Origin of the sequence: uncultured Hymenobacter sp., assembly GCF_964242765.1 — a bacterium.
Taxonomy (GTDB): Bacteria; Bacteroidota; Bacteroidia; order Cytophagales; family Hymenobacteraceae; genus Hymenobacter.
This window is the reverse complement of record NZ_CAXTBM010000032.1, coordinates 13,586-30,008: the sequence shown is the minus strand read 5'-3', so window position 1 is coordinate 30,008 and position 16,423 is coordinate 13,586. Positions and strand designations below refer to the sequence as shown.

Genomic DNA, 16,423 nt, shown 5'->3' with positions numbered 1-16,423 from the left:
GCATTCCAAAATTATCCTGTCGCTGCTCATTACCTAAGGAATAAAACCTGGTCGACTTCTGGCAGTGGTCTGGGAAGCTGCTATTATGGGCGGCAGTAGGGGCGACCCAGACACCGAGTACACCACGTCGCGGTGGCAACAGCACGCCTAGCTTAGCTCCTCCCTATTGTTCTACCACAGCGCGAAGGTACTAGGCCAAATCGGGTAGGCTTGGTGCCCGAACAGAAGAATCAGCCTCCTTCTTCTGGCCGTTGGTCCTAGACCACTTCGTAACCGATACCAAACTTGTGCTTTGTTCGCGCCCACTCATCTAAGCTTCTAAAAGAAAGAGGTAATTACGGTTGGGGCATCACTTCTTCGCTCGCCGGTAAGCCATTGACTAGGGCAAGCCTTAGGTTGAGGCAGTCGCCGGCCCCGGTTCAGATAAGCTTGACAACTTCCCTGCTGAATTACCTAGCTCAGCTAAGGCTTCGAGTAGGCCGGTTTTTTCTTTCTGGTGTACCTTACTCCCTCAAGTTTATCGTCATGCGCAAACAAACAATTCTAGCGCTGGCTTTGCTGACCCTGACGGGGGAGGTCACCGCTCAGAGTGAGTGCCCAAAGCCTCAACTCAGGGTGCTGCGAGAGGGCAAGCCAGTTCCCCTCACCGGCAGCGCCTTTGCTTCCAGCGTAACGCTGGAAGTGACGCCCGACCCTGCGTGTTCGGAGCCGGTACGCTACCGGGTGAGCAGCGCTGAGCTGACCTTGGTGCGCAACCGGAGGCCTTTGTTAGCTGCCCTCGTGGCGCGCGAGCCGCGGGTGGATCTACGCCCCCTGGCAAGCCTGTGCAAGCCCGGGGACCGGATTCAGGTCTTTATTCCATATCAAAACCTAACCATTGTCTCGGCCGACGGCTCGCGGTGGCCCTATCCCAGACCTAAGCTAGCTAAAGCGGGGCAGTTCGATCTGGTGACCGACGAGTCTCGAGGCATCAGCTTCAGTTGGCTCTTGCTGCCGTAAGGTTAGCGAGCTGTGCCGCTCAGAAAGGCCGCTTGTTTCTGCGACAAAGCCACGGCAAGGAGGCTCCCTACGATACGTCATTCTTTGACGAATTTGCTCGTGCGACCAGCGGTTTCGTCGCGCAGCAGGTAAAGGCCCGCCGGCAGCGGCTGTGCATTGCGGCTGAGTTGCGACGTGCCCACTAGCAAGAGCTGGCTGAGTTGGTTGAGCAACTGGTACGAAGTGCCGGTAGGGCCGCGCAAGATAAACTCAGAATTAACCGAGTTAAGATAAGCAGTCAGCGGACGCCGTTGGCCAGTGGGGTGTTCCTAACTCGACAAGCCGCATAGCACTTTTGCCTATCATGGGCTGTGTTCTATCCCTGCTGCTGTCGGGTTTGGAGTAGCCGCTGAGTGCATACCCGCCTTCGGTGGTCTTCTCTAAAGCTTGTTGAGAAGCGAGGCATTTTTCTTGCTTACTCCCGTAGTGAAATTTCTGTAGTTTATTTGAATATTGTATTATATTATTTATAATTAGCAACGTTTAAAGTTTGTCCGACCCACACCTTTTGCTCCTTTGATTATGAACAACTCGTACACTGCTGCTTCATCAGCTAAAGAAATGGACAACCACTTCTGGCTCATGACGATTATGCTACTCCTCGTCTTCGTCCTGCAACTAGCTGGAATTATTGATTTGAAGAAGCCTTCCTCTCCGTTGCCACTAGCCACCACGCCCGCGCAGACGCAGGCCCCGCAGCAAGACCGCTACATAGAGTAGGAAAGGTAAGATGCATATGGCTCGTACAGTTGGCCGCAGAGGATACTATAGCCGCTGTGCCCGCAGTAGGTCTGGTTCCGGGCTTGTTTGCGGCCGACATCTTTCAAAATCAGGCGGACTATGACGCGACGGTCCAGTAGGTAGTGGCGCGGATCAGTAGTAGCAAGATCCGCCCACGAGAACCGGAAGCGGACAATAGGCATAGATTGATCAAGTAGGTGCCAAAGCATCACTAAACATGAAAGAGCTCTTACCTTAAAAGGTTAGGGCTTTTTTTTATGTCTGCTAAAGAATCGAACCCATAGCGTTTCTTCTTGCTTGTAACTTACCTGTTCTCCTCTCACTTTTTTGCCTGTAAGCCGAGTGGAAACAGGGCACCGATTAGGAACTGTGCGCGTACTCGGGAACCGAGTTTGACTGGAAAAAGCAGGTGCAGTATCTCAATTCCGCTCACCACTCCACAACCACCATTGACGGGTGAGGCTGAATTTTATTCGTCACCAAGAACAGAGTGCTTACCGCTTACCGTTACTGCTGACCCGACTCGTTTGTGCGGTTTCCAAAGTTATTCCCCTGCTGACCCAAGCTGATGCGTACGGCTTCTGCTTTGATGTCATGATACTCTCCATTGCCGGCCACAACTTTTTCGACAGCCTGGCAGTGACCAGTATGAGTAGCCAGCGGATTGCCGGGCCGTTTGCCGAGTTGATAACCAAAGAGCGGGCGTTGCTTGACCCTGCTTCCCAACTTGGACGTGGTCTGAGCCTCCTGGCTTGCAAGAAGCGGTAACGCGGTTATACTGGCAGGGGCACACTACTCCTACAGTTGGATAAGAATAGGCGCGAAGTTGTCTGTAATAGTAATCACCTGCGGCGGACTTTCCGGACAGTAATAAGATGCCTACTCATTACCTATTACTCTCAATGCTCTCTAGCTACAAGCTTTCGTTTGGATGCGAGGGTTTCAATTTGCAATTTGCAAATTGAAACCCTCGCATTTATTTATCTATGAGAGACCATCATGGCATGCGTCCCCAGGATGTAGTGGTGCTTTTAAAGCTCGTTTTGTGGGAAGACCGGCCTTGGCAAAGCAAGGCCGTCGCCGAGGCGTTGCAGCTCAGTGCCACCGAAATATCGTTTGTCCTCAAGCGGTGTGAATACGCTCGTTTGCTGGATGGCACGCGTCGTCGCGTCGCCCGCCGAACGTTGCTCGACTTTCTAATCTATGGGCTGCCAGTCGTGTATCCCACCCAGCCCGGCGCCCAAGTACGGGGCATGCCAACGGGGCACAGTGCGCCGCCGCTCCAGCAGCACCTGTCCACAGACCAATTGTATGTGTGGCCGGATGCGGAAAGCGACTATTGGGGCAGCGCCATTGAACCACTCTACCCCAAGTTGCCGCAGGCCGCGCGGCAGGATGAGTCCTTGTATGAACTGCTTGCCTTAACTGATTCGCTGCGGGTGGGACGCCCCCGTGAAAAAAAGCTAGCCGGCGAACTGCTTGCCCAACGCCTCTTACCGTCCTCCTATGCCTAACCAGAACAACCTAGCGGCCCTACAGGCGGTGGCGCGGGCACTGGGGCCGTTGCGAGAACGGGTTGTGTTCGTAGGTGGCACAACCGCTGGCTTATACAACACGGTGCCTGGTGCGCCGGAGTCACGGCCCACCGAGGATGTAGATTGCATTATCGAAGTCGCTCCGCTCAGCGCCTACTATGAAATCGAGCAAGAGCTCCGAGAACTTCAGTTTCGCAACGATCAGGAGTCTGCCGTAATCTGCCGATGGCGCTATGGCGAACTTATCGTTGACATCATGCCAATCGAGGAAAGCATTCTCGGCTTCTCGAATCTATGGTATCGTGAGGGGTTCGAGCATGCCATGTCGTTCACGTTACCCGATGGCACTGGTATCCGCATTCTTACGGCCATCTACTTTCTCGCAACTAAGCTTGCGGCCTTGAAGAACCGGGGCATGGAGGACCTACGGCTGAGTCAAGATTGGGAAGATATTGTCTACGTGCTTGATAATCGACCCGGCCTAGCCCGAGAGGTCGAAACCAGTACATCCGCCGTAAAAGCGTATCTCCAAGCGGAAGTAGCCGCCTTACTCCGGCACCCAGAGTTACGTGAAGCGTTGGATTGCGCGCTACCGTATGGCTCTGGGGCTGGCCGCGTGGATACGCTCGAGAAACGATTACGTCTTATTGCAGATCTGCGTTTGGGGTGATCTAGCTGAAACGGACAGCGCGAAGTCTTTACTTCCGTTGCCCATGGCTGGAAAACTGAATTCTGGTGGTTTGCCCACCACCCGCAAGAAATATACGCCCACTTTCAAAGCCGAGTGCGTCCGGCAAGTAGTGGCTGGAGCCCGGCAAACGGATGTGGCCCGCGCTCAGAGTCTGTCGCCGGCCCTATTGGACCGCTGGCAACGCCAGGCCGCTAGAGCAAGTCGTGCCCAGCAGCGCGGATCGGGACGACTTGCTCCAGCGCCTGCGTGCCGAGCTCAAGCGCGTAGCAATGGAGCGCGCTATTTGAGGTGGTTTAATTACGTTGGATAGTTTAGGAGGTTAAGTTGAAGAAGCTGTCGGTGAGCGAGATATGGAGCCTGGTAATTAATGCTGGAATGCAGAAGCTCGTGATTATAGTAGTTGAAATAGCCGACGATGCTGGCCTGAGCGTCCAAGAAATCGGCAAAAACGAGCCACGCGCAGTTCAAGCACTTCCGTTTTCAAGCGCAACCGTAGGCTTTCCGCTTGGGCGTTGTCGTAGCACTCGCAGAGCAAGGCACGATGAGCATTGCCATGTACTGCCCGCCGCGGTCAGAGTGGACTACCAGGCCCGGGGTGGGCAGTTAGGTTAAAAATGCGCGCTGCAAGGCCCTAGTTACCAGCTCTTCGGCATATGATGCCCAGCACTTGCCAGCCCAGCACCTACTTGCTCGCTTAGTCTTGGAAGGCACACAGGTAAACCTAGGTATCGCTGATCCAGACCTGATTCGCGTGAGGAAGTAGGGCTTGGTCGAGCAAACGGCTCGGGGCGTAGCCATGGGTAGAGTCGGTCGTGCGCGGGGAGCTGGAAATACTTTTCCGGTTCTGCTGCCTTGGCTACTTCCCACGGACAGCCTTGCATTCGCTCATAACAGCGAATGCCTAACTACTGCGCCTCCTGCTGCGCTTAGGCTTTTTGATATTGTGACGGGGGTAGAAGTATATAGGTCCGACCTATAAAATTCCACTTCAGATTTCGACGTCTATCATTTCGTTTAACCTACTTAGACTAGAGTCCTTCTTTTTCAAGGAGGATTGTCGAACAATTAAATCGCCGGAAACAACAATAGTGCTGGGCCTAAATTCTTCTTTTTGGCGCATCTGCTGCAAAAAAAGCTGAGCTGCCTGCTGACCAATACGGTGAGGATGAAGGTTGACTGTAGTCAAGCTAGGCTCAATCATGGATGCCATAAACTCGTCGCCAAACCCTACTACTGCTACATCCTGGGGGACCCGCCGCCGCCCCTTCAAAGCAACCAAAAGGTCAAAGGCATTGACATAGTTGACGGCAAAAATGGCATCGGGTGGAGCAGGCAACGCTAGCCAAGCATCGAGGGTTGCAACAGCTGACTCGGACTGGAAATTGATGTGGGCCCGCAGTTCGTCGCAAATCGGCAGGTTATGTTTTTGCAAGGCACTGATGTACCCTGCCACCCGATTGCGACTAATAAGCAATGATTCGGGCCCCGCCAGAATAGCGATGCGCCGGGCTCCCTGCGCGATTAGGTGCTCGGTAAGATTGAAGGCCCCGTTCCAATCATCGAGAATCACTTTGGCGCTTTCCACCTCATTGCACACACGGTCAAATTGCACGAGCGGAATGCCTCGACAAGCTTGCGGCTTTACATGATCGAAGTTTTCAGTTTCGCGCGAAAAGCAAATGAGTAACCCATCAACCCGACTGGCAATTAATGCCTGCACGTTGCTTACTTCCAATTCATAGGATTCTTTGGACTGGCATATCATCACCCGGTAGCCAGCTTCGCTTACTACTTGTTGAATGCCGCTAACAGCAGAAGCAAAAAAGGGCCTCTCAATGTCGGGGATAACTATGCCAACCGTGTTGGTCTCGCGGCTTTTAAGGCTTTGCGCCAGTAGGTTGGGACGGTAATCGAGTTGGCGGGCTACCTCCAAAATGGATTGGCGGGTGCTGGCACTGATATCATGGTGGCCGTTAAGTGCCCGCGAGACGGTGGAAGCTGCTAGTCCTAGTGCTCTAGCTACGTCACTAATAGTCGCTTGGGGACGCTTGCGCTTGGGAACCGACATGGGATTTTTGGTGGTGAAGTGGTAGTTGCATGCTGTGCAACTATAGCGTTGTTGCCCACGGACAAAGCCAGCCCGCATAACGCTATCAGCCGAAAGACATTTCGTGCATTTAATCATATGAGGGAATTTGCGATTCAGACGAGCTTCTTTCAGAGCGTGTACTTCTATATGCTGACAGTCAGATTATTATAGTTGCCTAACCTGGTCCTTTGTATTCGTTCCACAGGCGAGGTATCAGTTGCAAAGAGTAGTAGCATCGAATCAAGCTTTTGCACAGTGCGCGCCAAGCTGAGGATTGCTTTAAACTAACTCTAGCACTTGCACAAGAGCGATTTAGGCCGCCGCTTCTGTGATTGAATACTGCCGGCGTGGTGGAGACCCACTTAGTCAAGGTGAGGCGTAGGTTATGGGCTTGGCCGCCGTAAAGCTGGCGGTACGGAGGCTATTAACGGCTATTCTGCCAGCGTCATTGGTTGCGGATTTAACGCCGAAGCCGTTGGCAGTACTCGGGCCTTGGCACCCGGATTCCGCGGATTGATAGTGCTGGTTGGCTTGCTGGAAGGGGAGCGCACGTCGGACTCTTCCAGCAAGTTCCATTCAGGGCCAGCAACGCCGGATTCCGCTTGCAGCTATAAGCTACACAGCTAGGGCGCCACGCTTAAACGTGTAAGTTTATGAGTCTTCATAGGCAGGGGGTGGGATAGAAAGAGGGGAAATTGAACTGGAACGGGCAGCACGTAACCTAACGGCTAAGGCGGTAGCCAACAAGGTTTTTAGCTAGGTAAGCCTACTATGTATCAAGCTGCTTATCTAAAAAGAGTGGTCGGTAAGCGGCGCAACGGCGCTTACCGACCACTTACATTTCGCGTTTACAGCGCCTCCTAAGCGCACGGCCATGAACAGAACAGCAAGAAGATGCTCTTGAAATCAGAACTGTGCGCAGCTGCGACCCATGAGCTTGGAGTTAGCTGATAGGCAAGCAGTTGGCGCTGTGTAGTAGGCAGTATTGTTCGGCAAGCATAAGCTGAAACACCCGCCCTTGCATCAGGCTTAAAACTACGGATGGACTAACGCAGATTTTCACAAATGTTTACAACATGCGTTCAGAAGCGCAAGCCTAACCCAAGCCATAAAAGCCTGCTTTATAAGTTAGTTAGGGCAATTTGTGAAGCAAAACCCCACATGGTCTGCCGCCCAGCTTGCTGCGCTAATTCCACGCGTAGGCGACGGAATTAGCCAGTTAACCCTTGCTTCTTGCTTTTCCTATAGTCGGAGGGCAGGATGCTGAACTTGGCTTTAAATGACTTCGTGAAATAATGGGGGGTCGCAAACCCAGCCCGGTACGCAACCTCCGAGATGGTAAGGTCACTTTCCTGCAACAGTACTGCGGCCCGGTCCAGCTTAAAGGACCGAATAAATTCGACGGGCGGCATGCCCGTCAACTCCAAGATTTTATTGTAGAGTGAGCCCCTGCTCATGCCGAAATGGTCACTCAGGTCTTCCACTGAGAAGTTGGTGTTCTTAAGGTTCTTCTCGATATAGAGAACTACATTGTTAAGAAACTTCTCGCTGCTCGACTCTATTTCCACCGGGCTCGGGACGACTTGAAGTTGCCTGGTGTAGGTTGTTTTCAGCGCCCGGTTCAGCTCCAGCAAATTCTTGATTCTAACGTGCAGAATCTCGAAGTTGAAGGGCTTGGTTAAGTAATCATTGGCCCCGGATTCGAGCCCGCGCAGCTGCTCGTCCTCCTGCGTTAAGCCCGTTAGTAGGATAATAGGAATATGGCTGGTTCGCTTATCCGACTTCAGCTTACGGCTCAAAGCTACGCCATCCATGTAGGGCATGGTGATATCACTAACGATTAGGTCCGGATGGCAGGACAGGGCTTTGTACCAGCCGTCTTTGCCGTTCAATACATCCGTGATTTTGTAGTTGTCTTTTAGATTGTCTTTCAGGTAGTACCGGAAATCATCGTCATCCTCTACCAGTAGCAGATGGGGCAGTTCCTCGCCCTTGTGCTTTTTCACCGGCCTGCTAGGCTTTTTACTTTTTTCAACTACCTCGGCCACCTCAACCGACAGTTCGCTTTCCCCCGCAACCGCCGGAGTGAAAGTTGCGAGCGGCAACTCAACGATAAACGTCGTCCCCTGGCTTATCTCGCTTGCCACGGCAATCGTGCCGCCGTGCAGCTCGGCAAACTCTTTGGTGATGGAGAGGCCGATGCCGCTGCTTTGGTTTAAGACCGAACCGAGTTCGTGCCCCTGGAAGAAGCGCTCAAAGATAAGAGTCTGTTCGTCAGGCGAAATCCCGATACCAGTGTCGGCCACTTGAATACAAACCGTTTTTTGCGGCGCGGCCATAGCCGCCGGCAGGGTCGAAAGCTCCACGCTGACGTGGCCGCCCTCGGGCGTGAACTTGAACGCATTGGACAGCAGATTAACCAGAATCCGCTCCACCTTGTCGTAATCGAATAATACAAACAGTTGTTCAGCAGGGAGGCGCAGCGACAACTTGATTTTCTTGATTTCGGCCAGATCTTGGAACGAGTTGGTTACTTCTCGGACAAAAGACGAAATTTCTCCCTGAGACAAATTCAGTTGGAGCTCGTGTTCTTCCATCTTACGAAAATCCAGCAACTGATTTACTAAGTGCAAAAGCCTTTGGGCGTTGCGCTGGATCACCTGCAATTGCCCGGCACTTTGTGGGTCTTTCTGCTGGGCAAGCAACTTGTTGGTCGGCGCCAAAATCAGCGAAATAGGCGTGCGAAACTCGTGGCTTAGATTGGTTAGAAACTTGATTTTCAACAAATCCAGCGCCCGCGCCCGCTCGGCTTGCTTGCGTTCTTGCTGCTGCTCGAATTCCTTTCTCAACTGCTTGATGCCCCGATAACGAATGTAGAACAGAGTGCAGCCCATCAGGGCCACGTACAGCCCGTAAGCGTAGAAGGTTTTCCAGAAGGGGGGACGGATTGTAATCTTAATTGAAACGCCGGTCTGGTTCCAAATGCCATCGTTGTTGCTGGCTTTCACTTGAAACTCGTATTCCCCCGGATCTAGGTTGGTGTAGTAAGCCGTGGTGGTAGGGCCCACGTAATTCCATGCCTGATCGAAGCCTTTCAGCTTGTAGGCGTACTGGTTTTGCTGGGGCAACGTGTAATCCAGGGCCGCATAGTTGATAGAAAAGTTCTGCTTGTAATCTAATTCGATTTCCTTGGCAACGGCAATCGATTGCCGAAGCGGAGACTGGGTGCCAGCAACAACGGATTTATTGTCAACTTTCAAGTCGGTCAGTAGTACCCGGGGAACGTTGCGGTTAACCTTTATGTGAGCAGGATTGAAATAATTGAACCCTTCAATGCCGCCAAAGAAAAGTAAGCCGCTCGCCGACCTGATTCCGGAGTTGTTTATAAAGGCTTTGCCTTGCAACCCATTGTCCGGGGAGTAATGGGTGAATTTGTTTCGTTTGGTATCAAGTCGGCTGATGCCTTGGTTGGTGCTGATCCAGATGTTGCCCGCTTTATCCTCTAAAATTTTATGGATAAACCCATCCGGCCCCCCCTTTTGCTTGGGAAACGCAGTTAGCTTACTGGAATGAGTATCAAACTGATACAACCCATTGTCAGCGGTTCCAATCCACATAATGCCGTGGTGGTCGCGCCCAAACGTATTTATTCGGTCCAGACCCAGACCCGTCTGGGCCGCGTTGTAAATCGTGAATTGCTCGTCAACAGGGTGATATACCGCAATGCCGCCACCTGCCGTGCCAATCCAGATGTCGCCGTTCGAGTCTTCCTCGATAGCTCGGATATAGTTGTTGACGGGCAAAAGTTTATCCTCGGCATTTTTGGGGGTGTCGGTGAATCTGGTGATCCTCTTCGTATTAGGATCATACACGCTTACTCCGCCCCCGTTGGTGCCGATCCATATCGTGCCGTTATGGTCTTCTTTGAGGCAAAAAATATAATTGCTGTTTAGCTGCAAAGAGCCCTGTTTGGCAAGCAGCTGCTCGTAGCTGCCCGTTCGGGTATTATAAATGAACAAGCCGTGTCCGAACGTGGCTATCCAGAGCTGGTCGCGCCGATCCAGCAGCATACTCTGAATAGGTAGCCCGGCCAGATTAATTCGCTCGCGGCTTTTAATTTCAACGTGGCGGAATAATCGGGTTTTCAAGTTGTACACGTTCAATCCGCCCCCATCGGTGCCCACAAAAATGTCGCCGTTGCGGTTTTCGGCAAAGGCCGTCACGGAAGGAGCATTGAGGCCGAACGGATCAAGTTCGCTGCTGCGTTCGACGTTGAATAAGGTAAGATTCTGGTCGTATTTGCTGATTCCTCCCTGGTACGTTCCGACCCAATGAATACCCCCTTGATCGATAAACACGCTGCGCACGGATTTACTGTTCAAGCTGTAGGGGTCCCGGCTGTTGTGAACGTGGCGCGAAACCATCCCCGACTTCACATCCATAATATCGAGGCCTCCCTCAGTTCCCAGCCAAATGGTGCCGTCCCGGTCGGCCGCAATGGTGTAGATGTGATTGCTGCCAATCGTGTGCTGGTTGGTGTAGTTGAATTTAAAGTTGTTGAAACTCGCCTCATCGGCGGTTAGCTGGCTTAAGCCATTGCTCGTGCCGATCCAGAGTTGGCCGTACTGATCTTCCGCAATGGTGTTGACGGTGTCGCCAACCAAACTGCGCGCGCTGGTGGGGTCACGTTTAAAAGATTGTACTGCATTCGAAGTTGGGTTATAGCAAAACAAACCGTCTTCGGTTCCTATCCAGATTCTGTTTTTACGGTCCGCGTAGATGCAGATAGGATTCAACGTCCTCGATTGGTTGGAGGGAACAAGGGAAATTCGGGTGGTTTTAGCTGTTTGCGGCTTTAAGAGTTGCACCCCAGTAAAGGTTGCTACCCAGATATTACCGAATGTATCGCTGCACACGGATTTGATGTATTTATCATCGTCTGAGCTAGTTGTGCTACTTACCACATAAGGAATGAAAGCATCCTGGAGGCGGTTATAAGTGAACAGTGCCCCCCCCATAGTACCGACCCATAATCGGCCCGCTTGATCTTCGTGCAGAGCAGAAATCTCGTTCACCTGAAAGTCAGCCGTTTTGGGAGCCTTCAACTGATAGGTTTTAAAGCCTTGGCCGTCGTATTTTTTGAGGCCTCCGTCGGTGGCAAGCCAGAGCAAGCCGTACCGATCTTTAAGGATGGCATTGATTGTATTGGAAGCTAAATCATCCTTCGACGTCAACGCCGTAAACTTGATATCCCGCGACTGAGCGGAAGCGGACTCTCCCAGCAGCACCCAGACCAACAGAATCAAGAAGGTCCTGAAAGTGAATGCGTAGCAGAGGTAATGGAGTTTCCTTCTCATGTTAAGGGTAAGATTATTGCACCGCTTTTCGCCTTACTGGCGCTTATGGCCCTAAGCTCGCCTTTGAAAGGTTAGCGCAAGGTCCTTACCTGTGTGGCAAGCGACCTTAGGGACAATGAAGTACTCGATGCGCGTAGCAACTGGAAATGATTGAAACCAGTCAGATTACTACCAGGGATAAACAAAGATAAATTTTACTTGCCAGTAAAGCTGGTTCAGAAGCGACACGCTGGTAGAATGCTGGAACCGCCCTTTAGTACTCGTAACAGCGAGCTGAGGAGCTAGCACCCCGGATTGATTAGCAGCACCGGAGTTGAGGCTGCGCAGGCTTACTCTAAACCGGAGAACCTTGATAGCCATAAGCATAAATGCTGATCAAGCGAAAACTGCTAAGTTTAACTGGTTGCTTATTGATAGCAGATATGTGCCCCTCAAGGATGAAAGCAGTTTAGCTTTTCGATGTTCGAGATACTCCTGTCGATTTCCCAAACTTTCAAGCCATTGTACAGCTGCAGCTAATACGTTGGAATTGGCTAGCAAATGACCTAAGTAACTTAAGTGAGCACAGGAGAGCCGATACAACAAATAAGTACTGCCCTTTGCAACAATATGGTGTACAATAGCTACTTTAAACTAGATAATTTCAAGCTAATACGTGCTTAGTTGTGCAGCCAACAAATGTGCAGCAAGTTACAACGCAGGTTCACCAAGAGGCCTATTCAGGGTCAGTAGAGCCGGTTCTAGCAATTGCAGAGCTGGGAAATAGTTCGACATCTGTTGTAAGAATATATGCATGCTTGCGCTTGGCCCAGGAATATCTTTGAGCCCACCTAACTTCGAGGTTAGCGTTGAAGCTTTTTTGGTTTCACTCTACCACTCTTAGGCCAAGCAATTCTGTCGCTCCAAGCCTGAGATTAGCTTCTGCAACAGCCGATGCCAATCAGAAGCCAATCATCACCTGGCGCGGCATCTTAAGTCCTTGCTTGCCTAGCCATACGTTTCCGGCGCAGGCTGGCGGTCAACCAACTGTAGCAATGGAGTCCTAATTAGACAATCACTCCACAATTCGATTCAGGGGTGCTGTTCTTCATCCGTGGCCCTGTGCTCATTCTGCTTTCTTAAGATTTTAATCACTTGAATCTTTCCTCTCTACAGTGGCTGCACAATCGATTGTGATAGGCAGTTCCGCCCCCTCACAAACTGCCTATCGTGTGTGAGATATAGGCACATTCCCCTAGGCTCTTAAAAGTACGTAGCAAATACTTAAGAGACGGAACTGCTGCTTCTTTACAGCCAAGCTAGGGAAACAGTAGCCCGCTGAAAGTTTACCGACGGCCCAACGACAACCACCAGGATGAGACTATTCCATTCGACCTTGAAAAAGCAACTTACATACGCGGTGCTCGCCCTCGCCTTGGGCGGAATGGCAATGAGCTTCGTGCAGAAGCCAGAACCTACGTTGAAAGAAGCGTTCAAACGTGATTTTTACGTTGGGGCGGCCCTTAATTACAAGCAAAGCAGCGGGCAAGACCCTAAGTCCACTGCCCTAATCACGCAACAATTCAACACCATTAGCCCCGAGAACCTGCTGAAGTGGGGACCAGTGCACCCGCGCCCAGACACCTACAACTTCAAGCCCGCCGACGACTACGTGGCCTTCGGGCAGCAGCACAAGATGTTTATCGTCGGGCATACGCTGCTCTGGCACCAGCAAACCCCCAAGTGGGTGTTCGAAGACGAAAACGGCCAGCCGGCCAGCCGGGAAGTGCTGCTCAAGCGCCTGCAAGACCACATCAACACGGTCGTGGGCCGCTACAAAGGCAAGATTGGCGGGTGGGATGTGGTCAACGAAGCCATCGACGACCAGCAGGGCGAGCTGCGCAAAACCAAGTGGCTGGAAATTCTTGGGGAAGACTTCGCGGCCAAAGCCTTCGAGTACGCGCATCAAGCCGACCCCAAAGCCGAACTCTACTACAACGACTACAGCCTCTACCGCCCCGAGAAGCGCGAAGGCGTGATTAAGCTCGTGAAAGGCTTGCAAGCCAAAGGCATCAAAGTAACGGCCATCGGCATGCAGGGCCACTACGGCCTAACGCGGCCGAGCATCGAGCAAGTGGAAGCCAGCATCGTGGCTTTCTCGAAACTAGGTGTGCATGTAAATTTCACGGAACTCGACATCGACGTGCTGCCCAACCCCAGCCGCCGCCAAGGCGCCGACATTGCCGAAACCTTCAGTGCCGATGCTAAATACAACATCTATCCTAGTAGTTTGCCTGATTCGGTGCAGCAAAAGCTAGCCAAGCGCTACGCCGACTTGTTTGCCCTGTTTCACAAGCACCGCGACGTCATCGACCGCATCACCCTTTGGGGCGTAACGGACGCGGATTCCTGGCTCAACGACTGGCCCATAAAGGGCCGCACCAGCTACCCGTTGCTTTTCGGCCGCGACTACCTGCCCAAACCCGCTTTGCAGGCGGTAGTGCAAACTGCCAAGTAAAGGATAGCTTAGCACAAGAGGCATTTAACTCGCCACGGAAAAGCAAACAACTATCGCTCCATGAGTTTGCAGCCTTACAAGCAGATAGTACACATTTAGAAGTTGTTGATGAAAGGAAAATTCCTGCTTTTAACTATTTGGCTGGCACCCGCTCTGAGTTTAGGGCAGGCCGTGAAACTGCAAAGCTTCCCTGTGTCGGCGGTGCGCCTGTTGGATAGTCCTTTTCAAGAGGCCCAGCAAACGGACCTAGCCTATATGCTGGCCCTCAACCCCGACCGCCTGCTGGCGCCCTACTTAGCCTCCGCTGGCTTGCCGCCCAAGGCCGAGAACTACGGCAACTGGGAAAACACGGGTCTGGATGGCCACATGGGCGGGCACTACCTCTCGGCCTTAGCGTACATGTACGCCGCGACCGGCAACGAACAAGTACAACAGCGGCTCACGTACTTTATCAATCAGCTGGAAATCTGCCAGCAGAAAAGCGGCAACGGGTACTTAGGTGGCGTGCCGGGCGGCCCTGCTATGTGGCAGGAAGTGAAAGCTGGCAACATCAAGGCCAACAGCTTCGGGCTAAACCAAAAGTGGGTGCCCCTCTATAATCTGCACAAAACATACGCCGGTCTGCGCGACGCCTACGTAGTGGCCGGCAATGAAAAAGCCCGCGGCATGCTCATCAAGCTGACGGACTGGTTTTTAGACCTGACGGTCAACCTCTCCGATGCGCAGCTCCAAGACATGATGCGCAGTGAGCACGGCGGCCTAAACGAGATATTTGCCGACGTGGCCAACCTCACCGGCGAGCGGAAATACCTGACGCTGGCCCAGCGCTTTTCGCACCGGGCGGTGCTGGAACCCCTCTTGGCCGGTCAGGATGTGCTCAACGGCATGCACGCCAACACCCAGATTCCCAAGGTCATTGGGTTTGAGCGGGTAGCGGAAGCCGGCGGCGACCCAGCTTGGGCCGGGGCCGCAACTTTTTTCTGGAAAACCGTGGTCGAAAACCGGACGGTTTCCATCGGTGGCAATAGCGTGAGTGAGCACTTCAACCCGGCTACTAGCTTTGCCTCCATGCTGGAAAGCACGGAAGGGCCCGAAACGTGCAACACCTACAATATGCTCAAGCTCAGCAAGGACTTGTACCTGGCCAGCGGCTCGACCAAGTACCTGGATTACTACGAGCGGGCAACGTACAACCACATTCTCTCGTCGCAGCACCCGGGGAAGGGGGGCTTTGTGTACTTCACCCCCATGCGCCCCCGGCACTACCGCGTGTATTCGCAGCCCCAAGAAGGCTTCTGGTGCTGCGTGGGCTCCGGCTTGGAAAACCACGGCAAGTACGGCGAGCTGGTGTACGCGCACCGCGGGCAGCACGAACTACTGGTGAATCTATTTATCCCCTCCACCCTCACCTGGGTTGAGCAGGGGTTGACCTTGACTCAGAAGACCACCTTCCCTAGCGAGGAACGAACACAGCTGAAATTGAGCCTGAAAAAGTCCCGCACGTTTGCGCTCAGTATCCGTCAACCGCGCTGGGCGCCCACGGGCCAGCTGCTGGTGCAAGTCAACGGCCAACCGGTAACTACCAGCGCGGCCTCGCCGGGCTACGTTACGCTGACGCGCAAGTGGCGCTCGGGCGACGTGGTAACCGTGGCGCTGCCCATGACCACTACGGCCGAATACCTGCCGGACCGGTCCTCCTGGGTGTCGTTTGTGCACGGCCCAGTGGTGCTGGCCGCCGTGACGGATACCACCGAGTTGACTGGCCTGCGGGCCAACGGAGCCCGCATGGCCCACGTGGCCAGCGGCCGGCTCTACCCAGTGGAGGAAGCCCCAGTGCTCGTTTCCACCGGCCCGAACGTGGCCGAGGGCATCAAGCCCGTAGTAGGCCAGCCGCTCACGTTCACGGCCGCAGGCCTCATTGATTCCGACAAGTACCGCAACGTGCAGCTAGTGCCGTTCTACCAAATTCACGACGCACGCTACATGGTATACTGGCCTGTGACCACGCCCGCGGGCTTAGTGGCGCGCAAGGAAGAACTGCGGCGCAAAGACGAGGAAAAACGGGCCCTTGAAGCCCGAACTGTGGACCAGGTTACGCCCGGCGAACAGCAGCCCGAGTCCGACCACGGCTTTCAGGGCGAGCAAACCGAAACGGGCACTTTCCGCAATCGGCACTGGCGGAAGGCCACCGGCTGGTTCAGCTACAATTTGCGCAACCCGAAACGGGTTGCCCGCACGTTGCGGGTAACGTACGCGGGCGCCGACAAGAACCGGCAGTTCAGCATTCAAGTGAATGGACTGCCGTTGGCGAAAGTGCGCTTGGAAGGCAACCCGCAAGGCGACTTCTACGACGTGGAATATGCGTTGCCGGAAGCTTTTCGCAAACCGAATGCCCCTACGGAGCTAACCGTGAAATTCCTCGCGGAAGCAGCGTCTACGGCGGGAAGCGTGTACGATGTGCGCCTACTACAGTAA

13 protein-coding genes are annotated in these 16,423 nt (G+C 53.2%); 8 read left to right on the top strand and 5 right to left on the bottom strand.

The window, feature by feature from the left end:
* The first annotated feature begins 525 nt into the window (after positions 1 to 525).
* Positions 526 to 999, top strand: a complete 474-nt coding sequence (locus tag ACFE7X_RS14420) for a hypothetical protein (protein WP_375436378.1) — start codon at positions 526 to 528, stop codon at positions 997 to 999.
* Between the two features lie 77 nt (positions 1,000 to 1,076).
* On the opposite strand, the gene ACFE7X_RS14415 is transcribed toward ACFE7X_RS14420, so the two are convergent.
* Positions 1,077 to 1,241 carry a hypothetical protein gene (locus ACFE7X_RS14415; protein ID WP_375436377.1) on the bottom strand — a complete coding sequence of 55 codons (165 nt, stop codon included), beginning with the start codon at positions 1,239 to 1,241 and terminating at the stop codon, positions 1,077 to 1,079.
* Positions 1,242 to 1,560: 319 nt separating this feature from the next.
* Between ACFE7X_RS14415 and ACFE7X_RS14410 the strand changes: the two genes are divergently transcribed.
* Entirely contained in the window at positions 1,561 to 1,758 is a 198-nt protein-coding gene (locus ACFE7X_RS14410) for a hypothetical protein (RefSeq protein WP_375436376.1), read from the top strand.
* Here ACFE7X_RS14410 and ACFE7X_RS14405 read toward each other — a convergent pair.
* Complete coding sequence (locus tag ACFE7X_RS14405; RefSeq protein ID WP_375436375.1) at positions 1,746 to 1,961, bottom strand: hypothetical protein; 216 nt, start codon at positions 1,959 to 1,961, stop codon at positions 1,746 to 1,748. The two genes, ACFE7X_RS14410 and ACFE7X_RS14405, sit on opposite strands and share 13 nt — an antisense overlap.
* Positions 1,962 to 2,235: 274 nt before the next feature.
* Here ACFE7X_RS14405 and ACFE7X_RS14400 point away from each other — a divergent pair, with 274 nt between their 5' ends.
* The 4 genes from ACFE7X_RS14400 to ACFE7X_RS14385 all read left to right on the top strand — a co-directional run bounded on the left by ACFE7X_RS14400 (position 2,236) and on the right by ACFE7X_RS14385 (position 4,315).
* Positions 2,236 to 2,547 carry a hypothetical protein gene (locus ACFE7X_RS14400; RefSeq protein ID WP_375436374.1) on the top strand — a complete coding sequence of 104 codons (312 nt, stop codon included), beginning with the start codon at positions 2,236 to 2,238 and terminating at the stop codon, positions 2,545 to 2,547.
* A 218-nt stretch (positions 2,548 to 2,765) separates the two neighbouring features.
* On the top strand, positions 2,766 to 3,293 hold the full coding sequence (locus ACFE7X_RS14395) for a hypothetical protein (RefSeq protein ID WP_375436373.1): 528 nt from the start codon (positions 2,766 to 2,768) through the stop codon (positions 3,291 to 3,293).
* A complete protein-coding gene (locus ACFE7X_RS14390) occupies positions 3,286 to 3,984 on the top strand; it encodes a nucleotidyl transferase AbiEii/AbiGii toxin family protein (protein ID WP_375436372.1) in 699 nt (232 codons plus the stop codon). The genes ACFE7X_RS14395 and ACFE7X_RS14390 overlap by 8 nt, the downstream gene beginning before the upstream one ends.
* The gene (locus ACFE7X_RS14385; RefSeq protein ID WP_375436371.1) at positions 3,911 to 4,315 is read left to right on the top strand and encodes a transposase; all 405 of its coding nucleotides are present in this window, start codon (positions 3,911 to 3,913) and stop codon (positions 4,313 to 4,315) included. Before ACFE7X_RS14390 ends, ACFE7X_RS14385 begins: the two co-directional genes overlap by 74 nt.
* Here the strand turns inward: ACFE7X_RS14385 and ACFE7X_RS14380 are convergent.
* The 3 genes from ACFE7X_RS14380 to ACFE7X_RS14370 all read right to left on the bottom strand — a co-directional run bounded on the left by ACFE7X_RS14380 (position 4,303) and on the right by ACFE7X_RS14370 (position 11,451).
* Positions 4,303 to 4,473 (bottom strand): hypothetical protein, encoded by a 171-nt coding sequence (locus ACFE7X_RS14380; protein ID WP_375436370.1) that lies wholly within the window; start codon positions 4,471 to 4,473, stop codon positions 4,303 to 4,305. The two genes, ACFE7X_RS14385 and ACFE7X_RS14380, sit on opposite strands and share 13 nt — an antisense overlap.
* A 520-nt stretch (positions 4,474 to 4,993) precedes the next feature.
* Complete coding sequence (locus ACFE7X_RS14375) at positions 4,994 to 6,073, bottom strand: LacI family DNA-binding transcriptional regulator (RefSeq protein WP_375436369.1); 1,080 nt, start codon at positions 6,071 to 6,073, stop codon at positions 4,994 to 4,996.
* Positions 6,074 to 7,305: 1,232 nt separating this feature from the next.
* Positions 7,306 to 11,451 carry a two-component regulator propeller domain-containing protein gene (locus tag ACFE7X_RS14370; RefSeq protein ID WP_375436368.1) on the bottom strand — a complete coding sequence of 1,382 codons (4,146 nt, stop codon included), beginning with the start codon at positions 11,449 to 11,451 and terminating at the stop codon, positions 7,306 to 7,308.
* A gap of 1,375 nt (positions 11,452 to 12,826) precedes the next feature.
* On the opposite strand from ACFE7X_RS14370, the gene ACFE7X_RS14365 reads away from it, so the two are divergent.
* Entirely contained in the window at positions 12,827 to 13,948 is a 1,122-nt protein-coding gene (locus ACFE7X_RS14365) for an endo-1,4-beta-xylanase (RefSeq protein WP_375436367.1), read from the top strand.
* Between the two features lie 108 nt (positions 13,949 to 14,056).
* Positions 14,057 to 16,423, top strand: a complete 2,367-nt coding sequence (locus ACFE7X_RS14360; protein WP_375436366.1) for a beta-L-arabinofuranosidase domain-containing protein — start codon at positions 14,057 to 14,059, stop codon at positions 16,421 to 16,423.